Origin of the sequence: Acidovorax sp. Leaf191, from assembly GCF_001424425.1 — a bacterium.
Lineage (GTDB): Bacteria > Pseudomonadota > Gammaproteobacteria > Burkholderiales > Burkholderiaceae_C > Acidovorax.
Window position 1 is genome coordinate 39,206 of record NZ_LMPT01000001.1, and the last position, 22,043, is coordinate 61,248.

Sequence of the window (22,043 nt, forward strand, 5' to 3'; positions counted from 1 at the left end):
GGCTCCAGCACTCCCACCCACCGTTCGGGCTGAGCTTGTCGAAGCCTGCGCCGCGCTTCGACGGGCTCGGCGCGGACGGTGGTGGGTTGCTGGAAGCCACCGGGCACGACCCCGGAACAACCGCAACGATCCTCGGCACCACCACCCATGCCCGCAGGCGGGCAGGCAGACAGGCAGGCCAGCGGGAACTGGCGTGGATGAAGCGAGGCGACCGCCTGCGATGTGACTACCATCGCGCCCCATGTACTCCTCCACCTTCATCTTTGCCACCCGGCAATTCGACGACACCTTCCACCGCCTGGACCAGGCGATTGCCACCGCCGCCCGCTCCATCGACGGCTACCTGGGTGAAGAGGCGTGGGAGGACACGGCGCGGGGCCTCGTCTCCAACGTGTACTACTGGCAGTCGCTCGAGGCACTGCAGGCGCTCATGAGCCACCCCGCCCACCTCGAGGCCAAGGCCGCGCAGGCGCAGTGGCTGAACGGCTACCAGGTGGTGGTGTCGCAGGTGCTGCGCACCTATGGCGACGACAAGCTCACAGGCCTGCTGCCCACTGCCGCCCTGTTTGCCGGCGGCAGCGCTCCCGCGCACTGAGCCATACCGGCGGCGGGACATCCGCTAGCGGATACCGCCCACATAGCGCGGCACCTCGGGGGCGGGCTCGGGCGCGGCAGGTGCACCGCGCTGGCGCATGGCCTGGGTCGCCACGTCCAGCAGCGGGCGCCGCGCGGCAGGCGGTGGCGCAGCGTGCATGGCGTGGTCCAGCCGATCGGCCCAGTCGGCGAGTTCGGGCACGCCGTCCTCCTGGGCGCGCTGGCGCGCAAAACGCACCACCTCGGCCGCATAGTCCACGTTCACGGCCATCCACTCGGTATCCGTCACGCGCCCCGTCTTGCGGCGCAGCAGCACGTGCAGGTGGGCGGCAATGGCCAGCTTGTCGGAATCAGGCATGGTCGCTCCTTGAGACATAGGGGTCACAGTTCAGTGGAGGTAACGTCTGAAGGGTGGCCCTGCCCACGGCCTTCGAGCCTGCGCCCCCCAGGCGAGGGCCGCCGTGGAACTGGCTTCGCCAGGCCACCGGTGGCGTCCCCCCCCAGGGGGAAGGCGCCGAAGGCGACTCAGGGGGAACACCGCTACCCCCCCAACCGCTCACGGTGCTGGGCGATGTCCAGCCCCGTCTGCTCGCTCTGCTCGTCCACCCGCAGGCCCACCACGAAGTTGGTGATCCACAGCAGCACCCCGGTCACCACCAGGCTGTAGGCCATCACGGCGCCCACGCCGATGGCCTGGGTGAGCAGGCTGCCCGAGGCGCCGCCCACCGTGGGGCTGGCCAGCACGCCGGTGAGCAGCGAGCCCACGATCCCGCCGATGCCATGCACGCCGAACACATCCAGCGAATCATCGGCACGCAGCAGGCGCTTGAGCCCCGTGGCGCCCCAGTAGCACGCCAGGCCCTCCACCAGCCCGATGATCACCGCCGAGCGCAGCGTGACAAAACCCGCGGCCGGCGTGATGGCCACCAGGCCCGCGATGAGGCCCGAGCACAGCCCCAGCAGCGACGGGCGGCCGCGCACGATCCACTCGCCCACCATCCACGACAGGGCGCCCGCGGCCGCCGCCAGGTGCGTGACCGCCATCGCCAGGCCCGCACGGCCATCGGCCGCCACGGCCGAACCGGCGTTGAAGCCGAACCAGCCCACCCACAGCATGCCGGCGCCCGCCATGGTGAGCCCCAGGTTGTAGGGCTCGAAGGGCTCGCGCCCGTACCCCGTGCGCCGCCCCAGGAACCACGCGCAGACGAGCCCCGCGACGCCCGCGTTGACGTGCACCACCGAGCCACCCGCAAAGTCGAGCGCGCCCATCTTCGCGAGCCAGCCGCCGGGCTCCCACACCCAGTGCGCCACCGGCGCATAGACCACCAGGGTCCACAGGCTGGTGAAGATGAGCAGCGCAGAAAACCGCATGCGCTCGACCAGCGCCCCCACCAGCAGCGCGGCGGTGATGATGGCGAAGGTGAGCTGGAACATCGCGTACACCGACTCGGGGATGTGCGGCGCCACATGGCTCACCGCGAGCTTGCCGCCCGCGAGATCGAAGTCCAGCCCGGTAAAGCCCGCCCGGTCCCACCCGCCCAGCCACGGGCTGCCGGGCGTGAAGGCCAGCGAGTAGCCTGCCGCGAACCACCACAGGCTGACCAGCGCCGCCACCGCCACCACGCTGGCCATGGTGTTGAGCACGTTCTTCTTGCGCACCATGCCCGCATAGAACAGCGCCACGCCCGGCAGCGTCATCAGCAGGACCAGCGCGGTCGAGGTCATCATCCAGCCGGTGTGCGCAGCGCTGATCGTGTCCTGGGCCACCAGCATGGGCCGCACGGGCGCAGGCACTGCGTCCGGCGGCGTGCCCTGCGCGAGCGCAGCCGCACACAGCCCCAAGGTCAAGACCACCCACGCCACAACCCGGTGCACAGTTCCCCGCATGAAGGCTCCTTATCGCAAATTGTTACAAGCAGGTTGCACGAGCCATGCCAGCAGAAAATGCCAGGGAGATGCAGGGGGTGCCCCAGCCCCATGCCCCGGAAAGGGGTCGGGAAACCCCCAATGCACCACAGGGGTGCGGCCGTTACAGTTGCGGCACTCGAGAGCGCGCTTCGGTGTGCCAAGCGAGGGGCCCGAGGAGACACTTTCTACCAATAAACATATTCAAAGCACCCAACGAGGTGCAGACCCTTTCCAGGCGCTGGCGATCCCAGCGCCTTTTTCTTGCCTGCTCGCAGCGTGTGCGGCCTCTCCGGGCGCACCGATGGCTCCTGAATTGATAGCGCACCGGGTGCGACAATCCAGCGATGGAATGGATTTTTATCACCCTGGCCTCGCTGCTGGCAGGGTTTGTGGACGCGATCGTGGGCGGAGGGGGGCTGGTGATGGTGCCGGCGCTGTTCGCGGCTTTTCCGGCGGCGCCGCCGGCCACGCTGCTGGGCACCAACAAGGCCGCGTCGGTGTGGGGCACGGCCATGGCCACCTGGCAGTACAGCCGGCGCGTGCAGGTGCGGTGGCACGCCATGCTGCCCGCGGCCGCCGCGGGGTTCGCGGGCTCTTTTGCCGGCGCGTGGGCCGTGACGGTGATGTCGGCGGACTTTCTGCGCAAGCTGCTGCCGCTGGTGCTGCTGGGTGTGCTGGCCTACACCCTGGCCAAGAAGGAGCTGGGGCGGCACCACACGCCGCGCTACAGCGGCCGCACGGAGGTGGTGGCCGCCAGCCTGATCGGCGTGCTGATCGGTTTCTACGACGGGTTCTTCGGCCCCGGCACCGGCAGCTTCTTCGTCTTTTTGTTCGTGCGGCTGCTGGGGTATGACTTCCTCAACGCATCGGCGTCGGCCAAACTGCTCAACTGCGCGACCAACTTTGCCGCCATCGCACTGTTCGCGGCCAAGGGCCACGTGTGGTGGCACTTCGCGGTGACGCTGGCGGTGGCCAACGTGGTGGGCAGCCTGCTGGGCACGCACCTGGCACTCAAGCACGGCACGGGCTTTGTGCGCGGCATCTTCATCATGGTGGTGAGCACGCTGATCCTCAAGACCGGCTACGACGCATTTCTTCGGTAACCCCCTGAGTCGCCTTCGGCGCCGCCCCCTGGAGGGGGACGCCCCCAGCGCGGCGGGGCGGCCCTTGCGCGGGGGCACTGGGCTGGGGCGCGCCGGTAGTGCAGACCGCGCCCTGCAACCGCGGGCCCAGCCCCTGCGTCCGGTTGGGGACACCGCTCTAAACCTGTTGTGAATTGGCACACAACGGGGCTTTGAGGGTTGTCCGCAGGCCCAAGGAAAAAATTCGCATATTTATAATCATTACCACTTGATGACGGCAGGCTTCGCGTTTTGCGATGCCTGCGCGTTCGAACCACCAGCCTCCGGCCTGCTACCCGCATGCCGGATTTTTTGTACCTGAAATACCCCTGACAGGACCCCTCCCATGAAATTGTTCAAGGCTGTAGCCACCGCCCTCGCGCTTTGTGCCGCTTTCACTTCTGCCCAGGCCCGCACGCTGGACGAGGTTAAGAAGGACGGCAAGATCCTGATTGCGACCGAGGGGCAGTTCGCTCCGTTCAATTTCTTCAACGGCACCACGCTGACGGGCTTCGAAGTGGAGACGGCCGAACTGGTGGCCAAGAAGATGGGTGTGACCATCCAGTGGAAGACCCTGGGCTTCGACGCCCTGCTGACCGGACTGCGCCAGGACCGCTGGGACCTGGTGATCGCCTCGCACGGCATCACCGACGAGCGCGCCAAGGCCGTCACCTTCACCGACCCGCACTACTGCTCGGGCGGCATGATCATCGCCATGGACCCCGCTATCAAGAGCGCCAAGGACCTGGCCGGCAAGGTGGTGGCCGTGCAGACCGGCACCAGCTACCTCGAGAACGTGCAGAAGGTCTCCTCCATCAAGGAAATGAAGAACTTCCCCACCGACGTGGACGCCCGCAGCGCCCTGAACTCGCGCCGCGTGGACGCCTGGGTGACCGACCGCTTCGTGGCCAAGGCCGTGGCCGAGAAGAACCCCGGCGCCGGCTTCAAGCTGGGCGACATGCTGTTCATCGAGCGCATCGCTGCGGCCGTGGCCAAGGGCAACACCTCGCTGGCCGGCGGCTGGAACAAGGCCCTGGCCGAAGTCATGGCCGACGGCAGCTATGCCGCGCTGTCCAAGAAGTATTTCAACGAAGACGTCCGCTGCCAGTAAGCACGACCCGCTCGTAGTCACCCGGGTCTTTTTTCATGCTCACTGCCTTTTGGCCGCAGCGCTGGAGCCGCCAGCAGCGCAGCAACGCCACGCTCGTCTCGGCCGTCATCCTGATGGTGCTGGCGCTGTCACTGCTGGGCAGCTTGCTGTCCTTTTTGCCCGATCCCATCGGCCCCAACGCCCAGGCGTTCTCTGACGGCGCGCGCACCACCCTGTGGCTCACGCTGATCAGCGGCAGCGTGGGGCTGGTGCTGGGCACCGCCGCGGCGCTGGCCCGCACCGCGCGCTTCGCGGCCGTGCGCTGGGTCGCGAGCTTCTACATCTGGGTCATCCGCGGCACGCCGCTCTTGGTGCAGATCCTGTTCGTGTACTTCGCGCTGCCCGTGCTGGTGCCGGGCCTGAACCTGCCCGACTTCGCGGCCGCCGTGCTGGCACTGGGCCTGAACGTGGGCGCCTACAACGCCGAGGCGATCCGCGCCGGCCTGCTGGCCGTGCCGCGCGGCCAGACCGAGGCCGCCAAGGCCCTGGGCCTGGGGCGGATGCACGTCTTCCTGGACGTGGTGTTTCCGCAGGCGTTCAAGATCTCGCTGCCGCCGCTGGTGAGCAACTTCGTGGCGCTGCTCAAGGACTCGTCGCTGGCCTACGCCATCGGCGTGGTGGAGCTGACCAATGTGGGCAACCGCATCCAGTCGGCCACGTTCCAGCCCATTGCCACGCTGTCCACCGTGGCCATCACCTACCTGCTGCTGACCACCCTGGTCACGCAGATCTCGAACGCGGTGGAGTACCGCTTCGATGTGGAAGGCCGCAACCAATGACAGGCGCGTCCACACCCTTCATCGTCGTGGACCGGGTCTGCAAGTCGTTCGGCGCCCACCAGGTGCTGCGCGATGTGTCGACCGTGTTCAACACCGGCGAGGTCACCGTGATCATCGGTGCATCGGGCTCGGGCAAGAGCACCTTGCTGCGCGCCATCAACCGGCTCGAACCCCACGACTCCGGCCGCATCACCATCGGGGGCGAAGACGTCACCGACGACCTGGCCACGCTGCAAAAGCAGCGCAGCGAGGTCGGCATGGTGTTCCAGCAGTTCAACCTGTTCGGCCACATGAGCGTGCTGGACAACGTGACCTTGGCCCCCCGCCGCATCCGCCGCACGCCACGCGCACAGGCCAACGAGCAGGCCATGGCCCTGCTGCGCCGCGTGGGCATGCAGGACCATGCGCAGAAGTACCCCTGGCAACTGTCGGGCGGGCAGCAGCAGCGCGTGGCCATTGCCCGCGCGCTGGCCATGCAGCCCCAGGTGATGCTGTTCGACGAGCCCACCTCGGCCCTGGACCCGGAGATGGTGCAGGAGGTGCTCGACGTGATGCGCGAGCTCGCCCGTGGCGGCATGACCATGATCGTGGTGACCCACGAGATGGGCTTTGCCCGCGAGGTGGCCGACCGCGTGATGTTCTTCGACCAGGGGCGCATCGCGCACGACGCACCTCCCAGCGAATTTTTTACCAACCCCGCCAACGACCGTATCCGAGCCTTCATCGGACGCATGGGCGCCTGAGATCCAGGTGCTCTGCGACAACCACCACAAGCCCCTACCGGAGTGACCATGAAACTGAACCACACGTTCCTCGCCCTGCTGGCCGCCGGCCTGTGCAGCCTGCCACCCGCAGCGTTGGCCCAGACCGCCAAGGATTTCGAAGAGATGCGCAACGAGCTCAAGGCGCTGCGTGCCGAGCTCAACCAGCTCAAGGCCCAGCAGGCCCAGGCACCGGCTGCAGCGCCCGCGGGCGCGTCGGCATCGGCCTGGAACGACCGCATCGATGCGGTCGAGCTCAAGCAGAAGGACGCCGTGGTGCTGGGCGACATTCCGGGCAGCTTCCGCCTGCCGGGCAGCGAGACATCGATCCGCATCTACGGTTTTGCAGAAGCCAACATGGTCAAGGACTTCAAGGGCACCGCACCCGGCGACACCTTCACCAACCTGATGGAGCAGCCCCTGGGTGACAACCACTCGGGCAAGGCCAGCCTGACCGCGCAGACCTCGCGCTTCGGCTTCGAGACCTCTACGCCCACGTCCATCGGCACGTTCAACACCAAGATCGAAGCCGACTTCTATGCCTACTGCGGCAGCGAGTGCAACCGGGGCCGCCTGCGCCTGCGCCACGCCTACGGCGAGTACGCCGGCTGGCTCATCGGCCAGACTTGGTCGACCTTCATGGACACCGACAACCTGCCCGAGACGGTGGACTTCAACGGCCCGCCCGGCGCGACCTTCCGCCGCCCCACGCAGGTGCGCTACACGTACAACGACCCCAACCTGGCCAAGTTCCAGTTCGCCATTGAAGAACCCACCGACGGCGCCAGGAGCCCCAACCTGGTGGCCCGCGTGGACAAGGCCTTCGACTGGGGCAACGTCAACGCCCGTCTGATGTCGCACGAGCAGCGTGTGGACGGCGTGAGCAAGCGCGGCATGGGCTTCGGCCTGGGCGCGGGCTACAAGATCACCGGCACCACCACGCTGATGGCGCAGTACACGCGCCTGGACGGCGACGGCGACGGAGCCTACCTGGTGGGCACCAACTACCCCGTGCTGGATGGCGGCACGGTGCGCCTCGACAAATCGCACGGCGTGGTGCTGGGCCTGTCCAACGTGTTCAGCGAGAAGCTGCGCGGCACCGTGTCGCTGGGCATGGTGCGCTCGCGCAACAAGCTGGGCGACGCCTACGTGAACGCGTACGGCGCCGAAGGCAACCACAAGCTGTACCAATGGCACGCCGGCATGTACTACCTGCCGATCAAGAACGTGGAGCTGGGCGGCGAGCTGATCGGCGGCCGCCGCACGACGTTCGACGGCCAGCAGGGCGACATGCTGCGCCTGAACCTGCAGGCACGCTATCTTTTCAATTGACACCCCCTGAGGCGCTGCGCGCCTTCACCGCGCTACGGGAGGGGGACGCCACCGGTGGCCTGGCAGAGCCAGTTCCACGGTGGCACTGGCCTGGGGCGGCGCCTGAGCGACGGCCGTGCGCCGTGCGCAATGCGCGGCAAGGAATCTTTTGCAAGTGGCTGGCCGGGAAACCGGCCAGCCCTTTCTTGTTTTGGAGCCTATGAAATCCGAACGTCTGGGCCTGATCGCCCTGCTGGCAGTGACCGTGGTGTGGGGCACCACCTTCCCCGCCATGAAACTGTTGTCCGCGCACCTGGATGCGCTGCAGATCATCTGGCTGCGTTTTGTCATCGCGCTGGTGGTGCTGGCCCCGCTGTGGTGGGGCATGCGGCGCGCCGAGCGACGGTGGGGCTGTGCGCTGGGGGTGTTGCTGTTCCTGGCGTTCTGGCTGCAGATCGAGGGGCTGGCGCGCACCAGCAGCAACCGCAATGCGTTCGTGACCGGGCTCAATGTGCTGGTGGTGCCGCTGATCGCCATGGCCGCGCTGGGGCGCCGTTACGGCTGGGCACTGTGGGCCGCGTGCGCCATGGCGTGTGCCGGCATGGCCCTGATGTTCCACGAGAACGAGCCCTGGAACCTGGGCGATACGCTGACGCTGGCGAGCACGGTGTTCTACGCGCTGTACATCCTGGCGCTGGAGGCCTGCGCCAGCCGCACGGCCGCGCACCCGCTGCGCGCCACGCGCATGGCGGCTGCGCAGGCCACGGTGATGGCGCTGGCGTCCACCGCCCTGCTGCTGGGCCAGGGCGGCGGCATGGGCTGGCTGCGGCAGTCCGCCGCCCCACTGCCCGCCGATGCCTGGGTGGCCCTGCTGTACCTGGGCCTGCTGGCGAGCGTGGTGGTGGTGACCTTGCAGGCCTGGGGCCAGCAGCGGGTGGACGCGATGCGCAGCGCCATCGTCTTCGGGCTGGAGCCGGTGTTTGCCGCGCTCACCGCCTGGGCGCTGCTGGGAGAGCGGCTGGGGTGGGCCGGCCTTGCCGGCGCGGCACTCATCGTCGCGGCGCTGGTGTTCAGCCAGCTGGCGCCATCCGCCCACACCAAGGTGCGGCTACCGGACTGAATCCAACACTGCCGGATGCGCTGCAGGCCTCAGACCCCCATCCGTTCGGGCTGGGCCTGTCGAGGCCAGGGCGTGCCCGAGCGCGCAAGGCTTTGACGAGCGCAGCCCGAACGGATGGAGGATGTAGAGTCTGAGAGAAAGTCGTTCATGCGGCCACACCGCTATGCCCCCAACAGCCGCCTACCGCTTGCTGGGCAAGCGCCGCAAGCTACCAAAACGATAGCAATTGCAATCGCATTCAACGCGGGCGGTACCCGGAGGACCGGGCCGCGCCGCGCAGACGCTGGTGCGCTGCGTCAAGGCAGCGGCAGGGCCACGTCGGCCGCCCGGCGTGGCTTGCCGATGGGGGCGGAGGCCAGGCCCTTTTGCACGGCGGCGATGTCTTCTTCGCTGGGGTAGTCGCCCTGCAGCCAGTAGTCGAACACGCGGCGCGCGATGGGCGCGGCGTGCGCTGCGCCAAAGCCCGAGTTCTCCACGATCACCGCGAGGGCGATGCTGGGCGCCTCGGCAGGGGCGTAGGCGGCAAACAGCGAGTGGTCGCGCTGGTGCTCTTCCAGCGCCTTGGCGTTGTACTTCACGTTCTGGCCCAGGCTGACCGCCTGCGCCGTGCCGGTCTTGCCCGCCGAGGTGTAGGGCGCGCCCGCAAACACGCGCGTGCCGGTGCCGCCCTTGTTCACGGCCACCAGGGCGTTGCGCACGATCTCCACGTTCTTCGGGGAATAGCCCAGGTTCTCGCCCGGGGGTTGCACGATCTCCGTGACCACGCCGGTGACCGAGTTCTTGATGGCCTTGGCCATGTGGGGCCGGTAGCGCGTGCCGCCGTTGGCCAGCGTGGCCTCGGCCAGCGCGAGCTGCAGCATGGTGAAGTTGTTGTAGCCCTGGCCGATGCCCAGCGACACCGTCTCGCCCGGAAACCAGCGCTTCATGTCGGCGCGCTTGTAGGTGTTGCGCTTCCACTCGGTGCTGGGCAGCGTGCCGCGCACTTCGCCGTTCAGATCGATCCCCGTGCTCTGGCCGAAGCCCAGCGGCTTCATGAAGTCGTGGATCGCATCCACGCCCATCTCGACGGCCAGCGAATAGAAATAGGTGTTGCTCGAGAACTGGATGGCGCGGTGCATGTCCACACCGCCCAGGCCGCCTTCGTGGCTGCGGAAGGTGTGGCCGCCGAACGTGTACGAGCCCGGGTCGTTCACCACCAGGCTGGGCGAGCGCTTGCCCAACTGCAGGGCCGCCAGCGCCATGAAGGGCTTGTAGGTGGAGCCCGGCGGGTAGGTGCCGCGCAGCGCGCGGTTGAGCAGGGGCTTGTCGATGGACTCGTTGAGCGCCGCCCAGTTCTCCACGTCGATGCCTTCGACGAAGAGGTTGGGGTCGAACGTGGGCTTGCTCACCAGGGCCAGGATCTCGCCGTTGCGCGGGTCGATGGCCACCAGCGCGCCGCGGCGGCTGCCGTAGAGCTCTTCGATGAGTTTTTGCAGCTTGATGTCGATGGACAGCATCACGCTGTCGCCGGGCGTGGCCGCGTGGCTGGAGAGCTTGCGCACAGCGCGGCCGCCGGCCGATGTCTCCATCTGCTCGACGCCGGTGGTGCCGTGCAGCGACGACTCGAAACTCTGCTCGACGCCGAGCTTGCCGATGTATTCGGTGCCGCGGTAGTTGGCCTCGTCCTCCGAGTCCTGGATGCGCGCCTTTTCGGTCTGGTTGATGCGGCCGATGTAGCCGATGGCGTGGCTCGCCACGTCGCCCATGGGGTAGTTGCGAAACAGCCGGGCCTTGATGTCCACGCCCGGGAACCGGTAGCGCTGCGCCGTGAAGCGCGCGACTTCCTGGTCGGTGAGGCGTGTGCGGATGGGCAGGGATTCGAAGTTGCGCGACTCTTCCATCAGCCGCTTGAAGCGGCGGCGGTCGCGGGTCTGGATGTCCACGATCTTGGCCAGCTCGTCGATGGTTTCATCGAGCACGCCCGCGCGCGAGGGCGTGATCTCCAGCGTGTAGGCCGAGTAGTTGGTGGCCAGCACCACGCCGTTGCGGTCCAGGATCAGCCCCCGGTTCGGCACGATGGGCACGACCGCCGTGCGGTTGCTCTCGGCCTGCGCGGCCAAGTCGTCATGGCGCACCACCTGCAGATACACCAGCCGCGACACCACCAGGCCGAATGCGAACATCACCACCAGGCCGATGACGAACGCCCGCACCCGAAACCGCGATGCGTCGGCTTCGCTGTTGCGCAGCTCGGTCATCGTTGCGCTCCATGGCAAAACCCAAGCGCGCTCCGCGAGACGGCTATGCCCCCGGCGATTGCCACCGTGGAACTGGCTCTGCCAGGCCACGGGTGGCGTCCCCCTCCCGAAGGAGAGGGGGAAGGCGCGAAGCGACTCAGGGGGAGCTTCATCACAACGGCCGGTTCTGATCACGGTCCGGCGGCCGGCGCTGCGGCGCCAGCAGCACCCAGCTGGCCAGCGGCCACAGCAGCGCCTCGATCAGCGGCGCCAGAAAGCTCCACAGCCCCGGAAAGAGGCCGCCCGCCGCCATGCGCAGCAAAAGCTCGATGGCGTGCGCCAGCGCAAACAGCGGCAGCACCTGCAGCGCCTGCGACGGCACGCTGAACCACAGCAGGCGGCGGTGGATGGCGATGGCGCCGAACGACAGCACGGTGTACGACAGCGCATGCTGACCCAGCAGCGCGGACTGGCTCACGTCCATGCACAGGCCCAGCACGAATGCCACGCCCATGCCGATGCGCAGCGGCTGGTGCACGCCCCAGAAGACCAGCAACACCATCAGCAGATCGGGTGTCCAGACGATGCGGCCGAGCGGCAGCATGTTGACCGCCAGGCCCACGGCCAGGCTCACGCCGATGAACACCGGGTTGACCGGCAGCAGCAAGGGCTCGCCGCGCGGCATGATCATGGCGTGGGCCCTTTCAGAAAATGCAGTGTGCCCGCTGCGGGCACGCGGGCCAACGGCCGGGTGGCTGCACGTGGCGGCATGGTTGTCATCCTTTGCGCGCCCCGCGCTTGGCCGGCGCCGGGTGCGCAGGCTCGGGCCGGGGCAGCGCGTTGTCGGCCAGCGGCTTGAGCACCACCACGTGCCGCGCGCCCTGCACCTGCGCCAGCGGCACGCAGTAGATGCGGGCAAAGGCCGAGTCGGCGCGGCGCTCCACGCGCACGACCTTGGCCACGGGCAAGCCCGAGGGGTAGAGCCCGTCCACACCGCTGGTGGTGAGCAGGTCGTCCTCGCGCACATCGGCGTTGGCGGGCATGAAGCGCAGCTCCATGCCGCCGCCGTGGCCCGCCACCGGGTCGCCGTAGGCCACGCCGCGCGCGCCGGTGCGGATGTTCAGCACGGGGATGGCCTGGTCGCGGTCGATCAGCAATGTGACTTCACTCACCAGCGGGAACACCCGCGTGACCTGGCCCAGCACGCCGGCCTCGTCCATCACGGGCGAGCCCAGCTCCACGCCGCCCATCTGGCCGCGGTCGAGCACCACGCGGCGCGTGTACGGGTCGGCGGTGTCGTAGATCACCTCGGCCGCCTGGGCCGGCGTTTCGAGCCGCTCGCGCAGCGCCAGCAGTTGCCGCAGGCGCGTGTTTTCCAGCGCCAGCTGCTCGGCCTGGGTGGCGCGCTGGCCCATGGCGGTCATCTTCTTGCGCGCATCGTCCAGCTCTTGCTGGGCCGTGGTCAGCGACTGGAAATAGTCCGAGCTGTGGCCAGCCATCTCCACGGGCTTGAGCATGAGCCACTGCACGGGGTACAGCACCGTGCCCACCGCCTGACGGAACGGGCCGGTGAGCTCAAAGCGTGCGTCGGCCACCATGAGAAACAGCGCCAAAGCGCTGTAGACGGCCAAACGCGACAGGGCCGAAGGGCCTTGCTTGAAGAAGGGGGGAGCGCTGCGCTCGAGGGTACCCAGCGGCATGTCAGTGATTCATAGCGCTGTGCGCTACCCCTACCTTAAAAAACTGGCGAGGCCCAGGCCAGCGCACCCGTGGAACTGGCTCTGCCAGGCCACGGGGTGCGTCCACCCTCCCGGAGCGCGGAGCGCGCAGAGAGAGGGGGGAAGGCGCGAAGCGACTCAGGGGGGAGTGCCATTATTCACTGGTAAAAATGCTGCCCAGGCGGTCCATGCGCTCCAGCGCAATCCCGCAGCCGCGCACCACGCAGGTCAGCGGGTCTTCGGCCACCAGCACCGGCAGGCCGGTTTCTTCGGCCAGCAGGCGATCGAGGTCGCGCAGCAGCGCGCCGCCGCCGGTCAGCATCATGCCGCGGTCGGCAATGTCGGCGCCGAGTTCGGGAGGGGTCTGCTCCAGCGCGTTCTTGACGGCGGAGACGATCTGGTTGAGCGGGTCTGTCAGGGCTTCCAGCACTTCGTTGGAAGAAATGGTGAAGCTGCGCGGCACGCCTTCGGAGAGGTTGCGGCCCTTGACTTCCATCTCGCGCACTTCGGAGCCGGGGAAGGCCGAGCCGATGTTCTTCTTGATGGCTTCTGCGGTGGGCTCGCCGATCAGCATGCCGTAGTTGCGGCGGATGTAGCTGATGATGGCTTCGTCGAACTTGTCGCCGCCCACGCGGACGCTGCCCTTGTAGACCATGCCGCCCAGCGAGATCACGCCCACCTCGGTGGTGCCGCCGCCGATGTCGACGACCATGGAGCCCGAGGCTTCAGAGACTGGCAGGCCTGCACCGATGCCGGCAGCCATGGGCTCTTCGATCAGGTAGACAGCAGTGGCGCCAGCAGCTTCTGCGGCATCCTTGATGGCGCGGCGCTCGACCTGGGTGGAGCCGCAGGGCACGCAGATGATGATGCGCGGGCTGGGGGTGAACAGCGTGCGCGGGTGCACCATCTTGATGAACTGCTTGATCATCTGCTCGGTGATCACGAAGTCGGCGATCACGCCGTCCTTCATGGGCCGGATGGCTTCGATGTTGCCCGGGACCTTGCCCAGCATGGCCTTGGCTTCGCGGCCTACGGCCTGGATGACTTTCTTGCCGTGGGGCCCGCCTTCGTGGCGGATGGCCACCACGGAAGGTTCGTCGAGGACGATGCCTTTGTCGCGGGCGAAGATGAGGGTGTTGGCTGTGCCAAGGTCAATGGCAAGGTCGGTGGAGAAGTACCGACGGAAAGCTCCGAACATTCAAAAATCCTCTCAGGCACGGCATGCACGTCGGCCTGCCATCGCCGGGTTTACGGGGTCAAATATCGCTTTTTTCGCACAATGACCGGCAGGAAGGAGGCTATTGCGGCAAAGCCGGGATAATACCCGATCCCCTGTGAATAACTCCCCCCGGCGCGGCGTGGATCACAGCTTTACTTCTGGTTTCTCTAGATTCTCCTCCCTATGGCACTGACCCCCCAGGACATCGGCCGCATTGCCAATTTGGCGCGGCTTGAGCTGACACCCTCCGAAAGTGAGCGCATGCTGACACAGCTCAATGGCTTCTTCGACATCGTGGAAAAGATGCGGGCTGTGGATACTTCGGGCGTTGCACCGCTGGCGCACCCCGTGGCGGCCATCCAGGACGTGGCCCTGCGCCTGCGCGACGACGTCGCCAGCGAGCCCAACCAGCGCGAAGCCAACCAGAAGAGCGCCCCTGCCGTGGAGCGTGGCCTGTTCCTCGTCCCCAAAGTGATCGAGTGAGGAAGGCCCGCATGACCATGACCACGAACAAAGCCCTGCACGACCTGGGCGTGACCGAACTGGCCGCCGGCCTGCGCGACAAGCAATTTTCTGCGGTGGAAGCCGCGCAGCATTTTCTGTCGCGCACCCAGGCCCACCCCCAACTGGGCGCCTTTGTGGCGCTGAACGAAGCAGCCACCCTGGCGCAGGCGCGCGCCGCCGATGCCCGCCTGGCCGCGGGCACGGCAGGCGCGCTGGAAGGCGTGCCGCTGGCGCACAAGGACATCTTCGTCACGCGCGACTTCCCCAGCACCGCAGGCTCGAAGATGCTGGCGGGCTACCAGTCGCCGTTCGACGCCACCGTGGTGGCCAAGCTGGCCGACGCCGGCGCGGTGACGCTGGGCAAGCTCAACTGCGACGAGTTCGCGATGGGCTCGGCCAACGAGAATTCTGCCGTGGCCCCCGTGGGTTTCGATGCGCCCGCACCGGTGCGCAACCCATGGGACACCAGCCGCGTCCCCGGCGGCTCCTCGGGCGGCAGCGCCGTGGCCGTGGCCGCGCGCCTGGCCCCGGCCGTGACCGGCACCGACACGGGCGGCTCCATCCGCCAGCCGGCGTCGTTCTGCGGCATCACCGGCATCAAGCCCACCTATGGCCGGGCCAGCCGCTACGGCATGATCGCGTTCGCCTCCAGCCTGGACCAGGCCGGCCCGATGGCCCGCAGCGCCGAGGACTGCGCGCTGCTGCTGTCCGCCATGTGCGGCCCCGACCCGGACCGTGATTCGACGAGCCTGGACGTGCCCGCGGAAGACTTCAGCCGCTCGCTCAACGACTCCATCGACGGCCTGCGCATCGGCATTCCTGCCGAGTTCTTTGGCGAAGGCCTGGCACCCGACGTGCGCGCTGCCGTGGACGGCGCGCTCAAGGAATACGAGAAGCTCGGCGCCAAGCTCGTGCCCATCAGCCTGCCCCGCACGGAGCTGTCGATCCCGGTGTACTACATCATCGCCCCGGCCGAGGCGTCGTCCAACCTGTCGCGCTTCGACGGCGTGAAGTTCGGCCACCGCGCCAAGGACTACACCGACCTGGTGGACATGTACAAGAAGACGCGTGCCGAAGGTTTTGGCGACGAGGTCAAGCGCCGCATCATGATCGGCGCCTACGTGCTGTCCCACGGCTACTACGACGCGTACTACCTGCAGGCGCAGAAGATCCGCCGCATGATCGCGGACGACTTCCAGAACGCGTTCAAGGATTGCGACGTGATCGCCGGCCCCGTGGCACCCACCGTGGCCCGGAAGCTGGGCGAGCACGGCGCCGACCCGCTGGCCGACTACCTGGCCGACATCTTTACCCTGCCCGGCTCGCTCGCCGGCCTGCCCGGCATGAGCGTGCCCGCGGGCTTTGGCGACGCCGGCATGCCCGTGGGCCTGCAGCTCATCGGCAACTACTTCCAGGAAGCCCGCCTTCTGAACGCTGCGCACCGCCTGCAGCAAGCCACCGACTACCACCTCCGCCAACCCGGAGGCCTGTGACATGACGACGACCCCCAAATTGATCCACGGCTACGAGGTCGTCATCGGCTTCGAGACCCACACCCAGCTCGCCACGCAGAGCAAGATCTTCAGCCGCTCGCCCACCGCCTTCGGCGCCGAGCCCAACACCCAGGCATCGCCGGTGGACCTGGCGCTGCCCGGCACGCTGCCGGTGATGAACCGCGAAGCGGTGGTCTGCGCTATCAAACTAGGACTGGCTCTGGGCTCCCACATTGCGCAGAAGAGCATCTTTGCCCGCAAGAACTACTTCTACCCCGACCTGCCCAAGGGCTACCAGATCAGCCAGTTCGAGATCCCGGTCGTGCAGGGCGGCGAAGTGCAGTTCTTTCTGGGCGATGAGAAAAAGACCGTGCGCCTGGTGCGGGCCCACCTGGAAGAAGATGCGGGCAAGTCCCTGCACGAGGACTCAGCACTCGGAGGTGGTGGCCAGTCCGGCATCGACCTGAACCGCGCCGGCACGCCGCTGCTGGAGATCGTGACTGAGCCCGACATGCGCTCGAGCGAAGAGGCCGTGGCCTACGCCAAGGAGCTGCACAAGATCGTGACCTGGATCGGCATCTGCGACGGCAACATGCAGGAGGGCTCGTTCCGCTGCGATGCGAACGTTTCGGTGCGTAAGCCGGGCGAGCCGCTGGGCACGCGCCGCGAGATCAAGAACCTGAACAGCTTCAAGTTCATGCAGCAGGCGATCGACTACGAGATCCGCTGGCAGATCGAGGAGATCGAAGACGGCCGCGCGATCCAGCAGGCGACCGTGCTGTTCGACCCCGACACGGGCGAGACGCGCGCGATGCGCACCAAGGAAGATGCGGCCGACTACCGGTACTTCCCGGACCCGGACCTGCCGCCGTTGCACATCTCGCAGCAGTGGGTCGACGAACAACGCGCGCTGATGGCCGAACTGCCGCGCGCCATGGCGGCGCGCTTCGTGGCGGACTATGGCCTGCCCGAGTACGATGCCACGACCCTGACGCAGAGCAAGGCCATGGCCGCGTATTTCGAGGCCGCGGCCAAGGCGTGTGGCCAAGCCAAGCTCGCCAGCAACTGGATCATGGGCGAGGTGTCGCGCCGCCTGAACATGGTGGAGACCGGCATCGAGCAGGCGCCGGTATCGTCGGCACAGCTGGCCGCGCTGATCGCGCGCATTGCCGACGGCACCATCTCCAACAACGCGGCCAAGCAGGTGTTCGACGCGCTGTGGACGGGTGACGGCCACGAGGTGGATGCAGTCATCGAGGCCAAGGGCCTCAAGCAGATGAACGACACCGGCGCGCTGGAGGCGATCATCGACGAGGTCATCGCTGCCAACGCGGACAACGTGGCGCAGTTCCGCGCGGGCAAGGACAAGGCCTTCAACGCGCTGGTCGGCCAGATCATGAAGGCCAGCAAGGGCAAGGCGAATCCCCAGCAGGTCAACGACGTGCTGCGCGCCAAGCTGGCAGGCTGAGTGATCAACTCCGGGGGTGGAGAACTCCCCGGCATGCAGCAACGGAAAAGGGGCATCACGCCCCTTTTTTCGTGCCGTCGCCCCGCTGCGCGCAGGCCGGATACAAGCTCTTTGAATCTACCGCCTAGCGTGACGCCGCGGGCGCAGCAAGCTCTCCTGCGCCGGTGGCCGCAGGTGCCAGTGCCGGTGCCCGCTGCGACTCCCACAGCTTGCGCAGCAACGCCAGTTCGGTATCGAAGCGCTGGTGCACACGGCGCTTTTCCTGATCCTGCCCGGCCAAAAAGCGTTGCTGTTCGGCGATGCTGTCTTCGTTTTCCGCGATCTTGCGGCGCAGCGTCATGGGCGCCTTGTTGGGGTCCTTCTTGTAGAACTCCATTTCGGTATCGAAGCCTTTGCGCTGCTGCTTGAGTTCGGCAATGCGCTTTTCTGCCGTGGCCGTGACGTCGTCCACCAGTTGGATGGCGGCGGCGCGTTCGACATCGTGCGTGGCCTTGTCGGGGTAGCGGGCCGTGAGTACCCGCTCGCGGCGGCGCTCCTCGACGACACGGGCGCGCTCTTCGGCCTCCTTGCGGCGTTGCACTTCCTGGGCCGCACGCTCGTTCTCCGTGAGCGACGGGCCGATCTGGCGGCGGACCGTGCCCATCGGGCTCAGTTCACGCTGTTCGCGGTCCAGGCATTCCGGAATGGGGCGGTCGGCCGTGAGCTTGCGCCCGTTGCGATCCACACAGGTATAGATGCCACCGCTTGGCGGCTGCTGCGCGCGCGAGAGATCCGCGACCAGGGTGGCGCACAACACCGTACCGACGATCCACGCCGACCTGCTCAAATCATTCACCCTTCATTGACGCCATACCGCTGGCGGTATGCCAGCACATTTTCGTGATGGGAACGCATCCCCTCCCCCCCGTTTTGCGAGAGATACAGCAATAAGTCTGCCAGCCGCGCGATCGTGCACACCTGCATGCCCAGTTGCTGGCGCACATACTGGACCGCGCTGTGGTCCACGTCCTGGCCATTCTCGGTGGCTTTCTCCTGACGGTCCAGCGCAATGGCTACCGCGTGCGGGGTGGCACCGGCCGCGCGGATGATGGCGATCGACTCGCGGGCTGCCGTGCCGGCGGACATCACGTCGTCCACGATGAGCACGCGGCCCTTCAGGGGCGCTCCCACCAGGCTCCCGCCCTCGCCGTGGTTTTTGGCCTCCTTGCGGTTGTACGCAAAAGGCACGTTGCGCCCCAGCCGCGCCAGCTCCACGGCGACGGTGGCGGCCAGGGGAATGCCCTTGTAGGCCGGACCGAAGACCATGTCGAATTCGATGCCGCTGGCGATCAGGGCTTTTGCATAGAATTCCGCCAGCCGGCCCATCTTGCTGCCATCGTCGAACAGTCCCGCATTGAAGAAGTACGGGCTCAAGCGACCGGCCTTGGTCTTGAATTCGCCGAAGCGCAGCACCCCCGATTCGACCGCAAAACGTACAAAATCCTGCGCCAGCTGGCCCTGACCATCTTTTTGTGCGCCAACATCCACCATGGGAAAATCCTTGTTCAAATTAACCAGCCTCAATCTCAATGGCATTCGCTCGGCCACCAGCAAAGGCGTGGAAAGCTGGATGGCAGCCACGCGGCCGGATTGTATTTGCGTGCAGGAAGTCAAAGCCCAGGCGGCCGACATCGCCAACCGCTTCGAACGCGTGGCAGACCTGCAGGGGCATTTTCACTTTGCCCAGAAAAAAGGCTACTCCGGCGTGGGCATCTACACGCGCCACGAGCCGTCCGACGTGGTCGTGGGCTACGGCTCGGCCGAGTTTGACGCCGAGGGCCGCTATGTCGAACTGCGCTTTGACACGCTCGCGCGCAAGCTGTCGATCATCAGTGCGTACTTCCCCAGCGGCTCGTCGGGCGAGGAGCGCCAGCTGGCCAAGTTCCGCTTTCTGGCGGAGTTCCATCCCCATCTCATGCGCACCAAGGGCGAACGCGAGTTCATCCTGTGCGGCGACATCAACATCGCCCACCAGCAGATCGACCTCAAGAACTGGCGCAGCAACCAGAAAAACAGCGGCTTCCTGCCCGAAGAGCGTGCGTGGATGACAAAGTTGTTACACACAACTGATGAAGGCGGCGGGCTCATCGACGTTTACCGTCAGTTACAACCCACGGCCACCGACACGGCCTACACCTGGTGGAGCAATCGCGGCCAGGCGTATGCGAACAACGTGGGATGGCGGCTGGACTACCACCTGGCCACGCCGGCATTGGCAGCGCTGGCGCGCAGCGAGTCCATCTACAAGGGCGAGAAGTTTTCGGACCATGCGCCCATCACGGTGGACTACGACTTCAGCCTGTAGGGAGCCCGCGCGCTGTCAATGGCGCTCGCGGATTACCGCATTGACCTCCGCGCCGTAGATCAGCGTCGTCGCGCTCGCGTACAAAAACACGAGGGTGGCGACCACGCCCGCAAAGCTGCCGTAGATCAACACCAACTTGCCCGCGGTGCGCAGGGTGTACGACAGCGTGGCCGCAGCGACCACCCACAGCGCTGCGCCGACCAGGGCGCCCGGCAGCACCGTGGCCACGCGCTGTGGAATGTCCGGCAACCAGCCATACAGCAGCGCATACAGCACGACCAGCGTGAGGTAGGCGGCCCCATAGCGCACGCTGTCGTACAGCCAGATCGCCTCGTCGCCGTCGGCCGCGACATTGGTGACCACGAACTGCCAGATGCGCGGCATGACGATCACGGAACTGAACACCAGCAGCAGACCCGACCCCACCACCACGGTGAACAGCGTGGACTTGATGCGCGCCTTCCAGAACGGCAGACCCCGGTCGATGCCGTACGAGCGGTTGAGCGCCGAGCGCACCGCCTGCATGCCGGAGGAACCGGTCCACAGCGTGATGGCCAGCCCCACGGTGAGCAGCGCCTCGTTGCGCTGGGCCAGCACCTGCTGCACCACGGGTTGCATCACATCGCGCACCAGCTGCGGCGCGTAGCCCAGCACCCGTTCGGCCAGCGCGGCCGCGTCGCCGGGCTGGCCGACAAAGCCCGCCGCTGCCGATAGCAGCAGCAACAGCGGGAACATCGCCAGCACGGCAGAAAATGCCAGGCTGCCCGCCTGGTTGGCGCTCTGGTGCAAGACGTAATTGCGCACGGCCACCAAAAGCACACCCACCACCGGGAGCTCGGTAATGGCACGGCCCAGGCGCCGCAGGCCCTGCATCATGGGCGAAGGCGCCCTTCCACCGAGTCGTCCAGCGTCTTGCCGATGGCCGCGCCAATCACCATCTTGGTGGCAGCGACCAGGCTGCCGTGTTTGGTGTCCCAGTAGTAGCCCGACACGGGCGCGACTTCGATCACGGTGATGCGCGGATCGTGCTTTCCTTCGGTGAACCAGGTTTTCATGATGGGATCCCAGAGCTCATCGATCAAGGCCTGGTCACGGTGGATGCTGGCGGTGCAGTCCAGCACCAGAAAGCCCGAGTGCTTGGAACCCTGCATGAAGATCCGCACTTTGGGGTCTGCTTCGATCTCGCGGTTCTTGTGGCTGTCGGACGCGCTCAGAAACCACAGGTGGCCGGCTTCGTCCACCTTCTCCACGCCCATGGGCCGCGTCCCGCCCGTTTCACTGTGGGGAGCGTTGGTGCAAAAGAAGCACGACTGGGCATCCTCGGCCATGTCCCGGATGCGCTGCGTGGCATCGTCTCCGGTCAAGTGCTTGTGGGTGTCCTCGGGCTGGTTCTGGTTGATCGAGTCCATGGCAATCTCCGAATGGGAATGAAAGGCGAGATTGAGCCTGACCCGCCTGACCGGCACTGTAGGAGCCGGTCCCTTGCCATTGCCCTCTGGCTGCGCTGGACAGTGCGCCTTATGGGATCAGGAACTGCTCGCGGTCTTTGCCGGCAATCCATTTCGGCGGCTTGCCACGGCCGGTCCAGGTGGAGCCGGATTGCGGATCGTGGTACTTGGCGGGGACCTTCTTGGGGTCGGGTGTCCAGGGAAACACCTGCTGTGCCGTGAAGTCGAATTCCTTGATCAACTGTTTGACGGTTTCCAGCGCAGCGGAGGCTTCCGCCTTGCGGGCTTTGTGGATCTGCTCGTCGAGGTTGCGCTTTTGCGCAAGGAGTTCTGCGTAGGTGGTCATCGGGAAATCAGGGTTCAAGAGGATGTCGTGGTGGTGAAGCGCGGCGGCACGCCTGCATGACGCGTCGAATTCATGCGGACTGTGCGTTGGCACGTGGTTCTGCGCAGGCGCCTTCGCGCCACGCTTTCACGTCGGCGAACTCGTGCGAGCACCCGGTGCATTGCAGGCGCTCGGTGTAGCGCATGACGCCACCGCCATCGCGGGCCACCACGCGGTGGTAGCTGGTGGCGCCGCAAATGCCACACCGGCTGGGAAGGGAGGAGGAAGTGCTGTGCATCTGCGGCGATTTTCCCATTAACCACGAAGGGCTGAGATCTCGCCCGGATTGTTCTCAATACTGGAACAGTCAGTTCGCGACTGGGTGGTTTTTCTCTGGACACCACCGGCGTACAGTTCAATCCATCGATGAGCCGAACCCGCAAGGCGACTCACCGAACCCGGTTCAGGAATGGTTTTTGTACCGGCTTTATTGAGACGCTTTTAACTTCAAGGACTTTCATCATGAACAACACCGCACGTTTCCTCTCCATCGCCGCTGTCGCT

At 66.6% G+C, this 22,043-nt stretch carries 23 protein-coding genes; 11 read left to right on the forward strand and 12 right to left on the reverse strand.

The annotated features are described in order from the left end of the window. Positions 1 to 241: 241 nt before the first annotated feature. Complete coding sequence (locus tag ASG27_RS00180; protein ID WP_056410139.1) at positions 242 to 595, forward strand: antibiotic biosynthesis monooxygenase family protein; 354 nt, start codon at positions 242 to 244, stop codon at positions 593 to 595. Between the two features lie 24 nt (positions 596 to 619). Here ASG27_RS00180 and ASG27_RS00185 read toward each other — a convergent pair whose 3' ends face one another. Next, positions 620 to 952 (reverse strand): hypothetical protein, encoded by a 333-nt coding sequence (locus ASG27_RS00185; RefSeq protein ID WP_056410140.1) that lies wholly within the window; start codon positions 950 to 952, stop codon positions 620 to 622. Between the two features lie 182 nt (positions 953 to 1,134). Next, on the reverse strand, positions 1,135 to 2,481 hold the full coding sequence (locus tag ASG27_RS00190; protein ID WP_156371475.1) for an ammonium transporter: 1,347 nt from the start codon (positions 2,479 to 2,481) through the stop codon (positions 1,135 to 1,137). A gap of 365 nt (positions 2,482 to 2,846) precedes the next feature. Here ASG27_RS00190 and ASG27_RS00195 point away from each other — a divergent pair, with 365 nt between their 5' ends. From ASG27_RS00195 to ASG27_RS00220, 6 genes are all read left to right on the forward strand, one after another. Continuing rightward, complete coding sequence (locus ASG27_RS00195; protein ID WP_056410142.1) at positions 2,847 to 3,605, forward strand: sulfite exporter TauE/SafE family protein; 759 nt, start codon at positions 2,847 to 2,849, stop codon at positions 3,603 to 3,605. 364 nt (positions 3,606 to 3,969) lie between these two features. After that, complete coding sequence (locus ASG27_RS00200; RefSeq protein ID WP_056410145.1) at positions 3,970 to 4,734, forward strand: ABC transporter substrate-binding protein; 765 nt, start codon at positions 3,970 to 3,972, stop codon at positions 4,732 to 4,734. A 35-nt stretch (positions 4,735 to 4,769) separates the two neighbouring features. Continuing rightward, a complete protein-coding gene (locus ASG27_RS00205; protein ID WP_056410148.1) occupies positions 4,770 to 5,552 on the forward strand; it encodes an amino acid ABC transporter permease in 783 nt (260 codons plus the stop codon). Further along, entirely contained in the window at positions 5,549 to 6,295 is a 747-nt protein-coding gene (locus tag ASG27_RS00210; RefSeq protein ID WP_056410149.1) for an amino acid ABC transporter ATP-binding protein, read from the forward strand. Before ASG27_RS00205 ends, ASG27_RS00210 begins: the two co-directional genes overlap by 4 nt. Before the next feature lie 48 nt (positions 6,296 to 6,343). After that, complete coding sequence (locus ASG27_RS00215; RefSeq protein ID WP_056410152.1) at positions 6,344 to 7,645, forward strand: DcaP family trimeric outer membrane transporter; 1,302 nt, start codon at positions 6,344 to 6,346, stop codon at positions 7,643 to 7,645. A gap of 199 nt (positions 7,646 to 7,844) precedes the next feature. Then, positions 7,845 to 8,744 (forward strand): DMT family transporter, encoded by a 900-nt coding sequence (locus ASG27_RS00220; RefSeq protein WP_056410153.1) that lies wholly within the window; start codon positions 7,845 to 7,847, stop codon positions 8,742 to 8,744. Between the two features lie 296 nt (positions 8,745 to 9,040). Here ASG27_RS00220 and mrdA read toward each other — a convergent pair whose 3' ends face one another. The 4 genes from mrdA to ASG27_RS00240 form a co-directional block, all read right to left on the reverse strand. Next, positions 9,041 to 10,981, reverse strand: a complete 1,941-nt coding sequence (gene mrdA / locus ASG27_RS00225; protein ID WP_056410155.1) for a penicillin-binding protein 2 — start codon at positions 10,979 to 10,981, stop codon at positions 9,041 to 9,043. 151 nt (positions 10,982 to 11,132) lie between these two features. Continuing rightward, on the reverse strand, positions 11,133 to 11,651 hold the full coding sequence (gene mreD / locus ASG27_RS00230; RefSeq protein ID WP_056410157.1) for a rod shape-determining protein MreD: 519 nt from the start codon (positions 11,649 to 11,651) through the stop codon (positions 11,133 to 11,135). Between the two features lie 85 nt (positions 11,652 to 11,736). Next, positions 11,737 to 12,660: a rod shape-determining protein MreC gene (gene mreC / locus ASG27_RS00235; protein WP_056410159.1), complete on the reverse strand. Its 924-nt coding sequence runs from the start codon at positions 12,658 to 12,660 to the stop codon at positions 11,737 to 11,739. Between the two features lie 172 nt (positions 12,661 to 12,832). After that, positions 12,833 to 13,876, reverse strand: a complete 1,044-nt coding sequence (locus tag ASG27_RS00240; protein ID WP_005798130.1) for a rod shape-determining protein — start codon at positions 13,874 to 13,876, stop codon at positions 12,833 to 12,835. 204 nt (positions 13,877 to 14,080) lie between these two features. Here ASG27_RS00240 and gatC point away from each other — a divergent pair, with 204 nt between their 5' ends. Genes gatC through gatB form a run of 3 tightly spaced genes read left to right on the forward strand, consistent with a single transcriptional unit; the run spans position 14,081 to position 17,362 of the window. Then, entirely contained in the window at positions 14,081 to 14,380 is a 300-nt protein-coding gene (gene gatC / locus ASG27_RS00245; protein ID WP_056164851.1) for an Asp-tRNA(Asn)/Glu-tRNA(Gln) amidotransferase subunit GatC, read from the forward strand. 11 nt (positions 14,381 to 14,391) lie between these two features. Further along, a complete protein-coding gene (gene gatA, locus ASG27_RS00250; RefSeq protein ID WP_056410161.1) occupies positions 14,392 to 15,894 on the forward strand; it encodes an Asp-tRNA(Asn)/Glu-tRNA(Gln) amidotransferase subunit GatA in 1,503 nt (500 codons plus the stop codon). 1 nt (position 15,895) lies between these two features. Continuing rightward, on the forward strand, positions 15,896 to 17,362 hold the full coding sequence (gatB, locus tag ASG27_RS00255) for an Asp-tRNA(Asn)/Glu-tRNA(Gln) amidotransferase subunit GatB (protein ID WP_056410163.1): 1,467 nt from the start codon (positions 15,896 to 15,898) through the stop codon (positions 17,360 to 17,362). A gap of 124 nt (positions 17,363 to 17,486) precedes the next feature. Here gatB and ASG27_RS00260 read toward each other — a convergent pair whose 3' ends face one another. Next, the gene (locus ASG27_RS00260) at positions 17,487 to 18,188 is read right to left on the reverse strand and encodes a DUF4124 domain-containing protein (protein ID WP_156371476.1); all 702 of its coding nucleotides are present in this window, start codon (positions 18,186 to 18,188) and stop codon (positions 17,487 to 17,489) included. 5 nt (positions 18,189 to 18,193) lie between these two features. Next, entirely contained in the window at positions 18,194 to 18,892 is a 699-nt protein-coding gene (pyrE, locus tag ASG27_RS00265) for an orotate phosphoribosyltransferase (protein WP_056411525.1), read from the reverse strand. A 10-nt stretch (positions 18,893 to 18,902) separates the two neighbouring features. Between pyrE and ASG27_RS00270 the strand changes: the two genes are divergently transcribed. Continuing rightward, the gene (locus ASG27_RS00270) at positions 18,903 to 19,706 is read left to right on the forward strand and encodes an exodeoxyribonuclease III (RefSeq protein ID WP_056410166.1); all 804 of its coding nucleotides are present in this window, start codon (positions 18,903 to 18,905) and stop codon (positions 19,704 to 19,706) included. Between the two features lie 15 nt (positions 19,707 to 19,721). Here the strand turns inward: ASG27_RS00270 and ASG27_RS00275 are convergent, their stop codons facing one another. The 4 genes from ASG27_RS00275 to ASG27_RS26375 all read right to left on the reverse strand — a co-directional run bounded on the left by ASG27_RS00275 (position 19,722) and on the right by ASG27_RS26375 (position 21,777). Then, positions 19,722 to 20,582, reverse strand: a complete 861-nt coding sequence (locus ASG27_RS00275) for a YihY/virulence factor BrkB family protein (RefSeq protein WP_056410167.1) — start codon at positions 20,580 to 20,582, stop codon at positions 19,722 to 19,724. Beyond that, the gene (locus ASG27_RS00280; protein WP_056410169.1) at positions 20,579 to 21,115 is read right to left on the reverse strand and encodes a pyridoxamine 5'-phosphate oxidase family protein; all 537 of its coding nucleotides are present in this window, start codon (positions 21,113 to 21,115) and stop codon (positions 20,579 to 20,581) included. The genes ASG27_RS00275 and ASG27_RS00280 overlap by 4 nt, the downstream gene beginning before the upstream one ends. 109 nt (positions 21,116 to 21,224) lie before the next feature. Next, on the reverse strand, positions 21,225 to 21,500 hold the full coding sequence (locus tag ASG27_RS00285; RefSeq protein WP_056410171.1) for an H-NS histone family protein: 276 nt from the start codon (positions 21,498 to 21,500) through the stop codon (positions 21,225 to 21,227). 70 nt (positions 21,501 to 21,570) lie between these two features. Next, a complete protein-coding gene (locus ASG27_RS26375) occupies positions 21,571 to 21,777 on the reverse strand; it encodes a hypothetical protein (protein ID WP_156370379.1) in 207 nt (68 codons plus the stop codon). Between the last annotated feature and the right edge of the window lie 266 nt (positions 21,778 to 22,043).

Excerpts from the sequence above, each read along its gene's own strand:
- gatA (WP_056410161.1), top strand. The coding sequence starts at position 14,392 with ATGACCATGACCACGAACAAAGCCCTGCACGACCTGGGCGTGACCGAA.
- gatC (WP_056164851.1), top strand. The coding sequence starts at position 14,081 with ATGGCACTGACCCCCCAGGACATCGGCCGCATTGCCAATTTGGCGCGG.
- pyrE (WP_056411525.1), bottom strand. The coding sequence starts at position 18,892 with ATGGTGGATGTTGGCGCACAAAAAGATGGTCAGGGCCAGCTGGCGCAG.
- ASG27_RS00285 (WP_056410171.1), bottom strand. The coding sequence starts at position 21,500 with ATGACCACCTACGCAGAACTCCTTGCGCAAAAGCGCAACCTCGACGAG.
- ASG27_RS00205 (WP_056410148.1), top strand. The coding sequence starts at position 4,770 with ATGCTCACTGCCTTTTGGCCGCAGCGCTGGAGCCGCCAGCAGCGCAGC.
- mreD (WP_056410157.1), bottom strand. The coding sequence starts at position 11,651 with ATGATCATGCCGCGCGGCGAGCCCTTGCTGCTGCCGGTCAACCCGGTG.
- ASG27_RS00185 (WP_056410140.1), bottom strand. The coding sequence starts at position 952 with ATGCCTGATTCCGACAAGCTGGCCATTGCCGCCCACCTGCACGTGCTG.
- ASG27_RS00275 (WP_056410167.1), bottom strand. The coding sequence starts at position 20,582 with ATGATGCAGGGCCTGCGGCGCCTGGGCCGTGCCATTACCGAGCTCCCG.
- ASG27_RS00210 (WP_056410149.1), top strand. The coding sequence starts at position 5,549 with ATGACAGGCGCGTCCACACCCTTCATCGTCGTGGACCGGGTCTGCAAG.
- ASG27_RS00200 (WP_056410145.1), top strand. The coding sequence starts at position 3,970 with ATGAAATTGTTCAAGGCTGTAGCCACCGCCCTCGCGCTTTGTGCCGCT.
- mreC (WP_056410159.1), bottom strand. The coding sequence starts at position 12,660 with ATGCCGCTGGGTACCCTCGAGCGCAGCGCTCCCCCCTTCTTCAAGCAA.
- ASG27_RS00190 (WP_156371475.1), bottom strand. The coding sequence starts at position 2,481 with ATGCGGGGAACTGTGCACCGGGTTGTGGCGTGGGTGGTCTTGACCTTG.
- gatB (WP_056410163.1), top strand. The coding sequence starts at position 15,896 with ATGACGACGACCCCCAAATTGATCCACGGCTACGAGGTCGTCATCGGC.
- ASG27_RS00195 (WP_056410142.1), top strand. The coding sequence starts at position 2,847 with ATGGAATGGATTTTTATCACCCTGGCCTCGCTGCTGGCAGGGTTTGTG.
- ASG27_RS26375 (WP_156370379.1), bottom strand. The coding sequence starts at position 21,777 with ATGCACAGCACTTCCTCCTCCCTTCCCAGCCGGTGTGGCATTTGCGGC.
- ASG27_RS00215 (WP_056410152.1), top strand. The coding sequence starts at position 6,344 with ATGAAACTGAACCACACGTTCCTCGCCCTGCTGGCCGCCGGCCTGTGC.
- ASG27_RS00240 (WP_005798130.1), bottom strand. The coding sequence starts at position 13,876 with ATGTTCGGAGCTTTCCGTCGGTACTTCTCCACCGACCTTGCCATTGAC.
- ASG27_RS00180 (WP_056410139.1), top strand. The coding sequence starts at position 242 with ATGTACTCCTCCACCTTCATCTTTGCCACCCGGCAATTCGACGACACC.
- ASG27_RS00280 (WP_056410169.1), bottom strand. The coding sequence starts at position 21,115 with ATGGACTCGATCAACCAGAACCAGCCCGAGGACACCCACAAGCACTTG.
- mrdA (WP_056410155.1), bottom strand. The coding sequence starts at position 10,981 with ATGACCGAGCTGCGCAACAGCGAAGCCGACGCATCGCGGTTTCGGGTG.
- ASG27_RS00220 (WP_056410153.1), top strand. The coding sequence starts at position 7,845 with ATGAAATCCGAACGTCTGGGCCTGATCGCCCTGCTGGCAGTGACCGTG.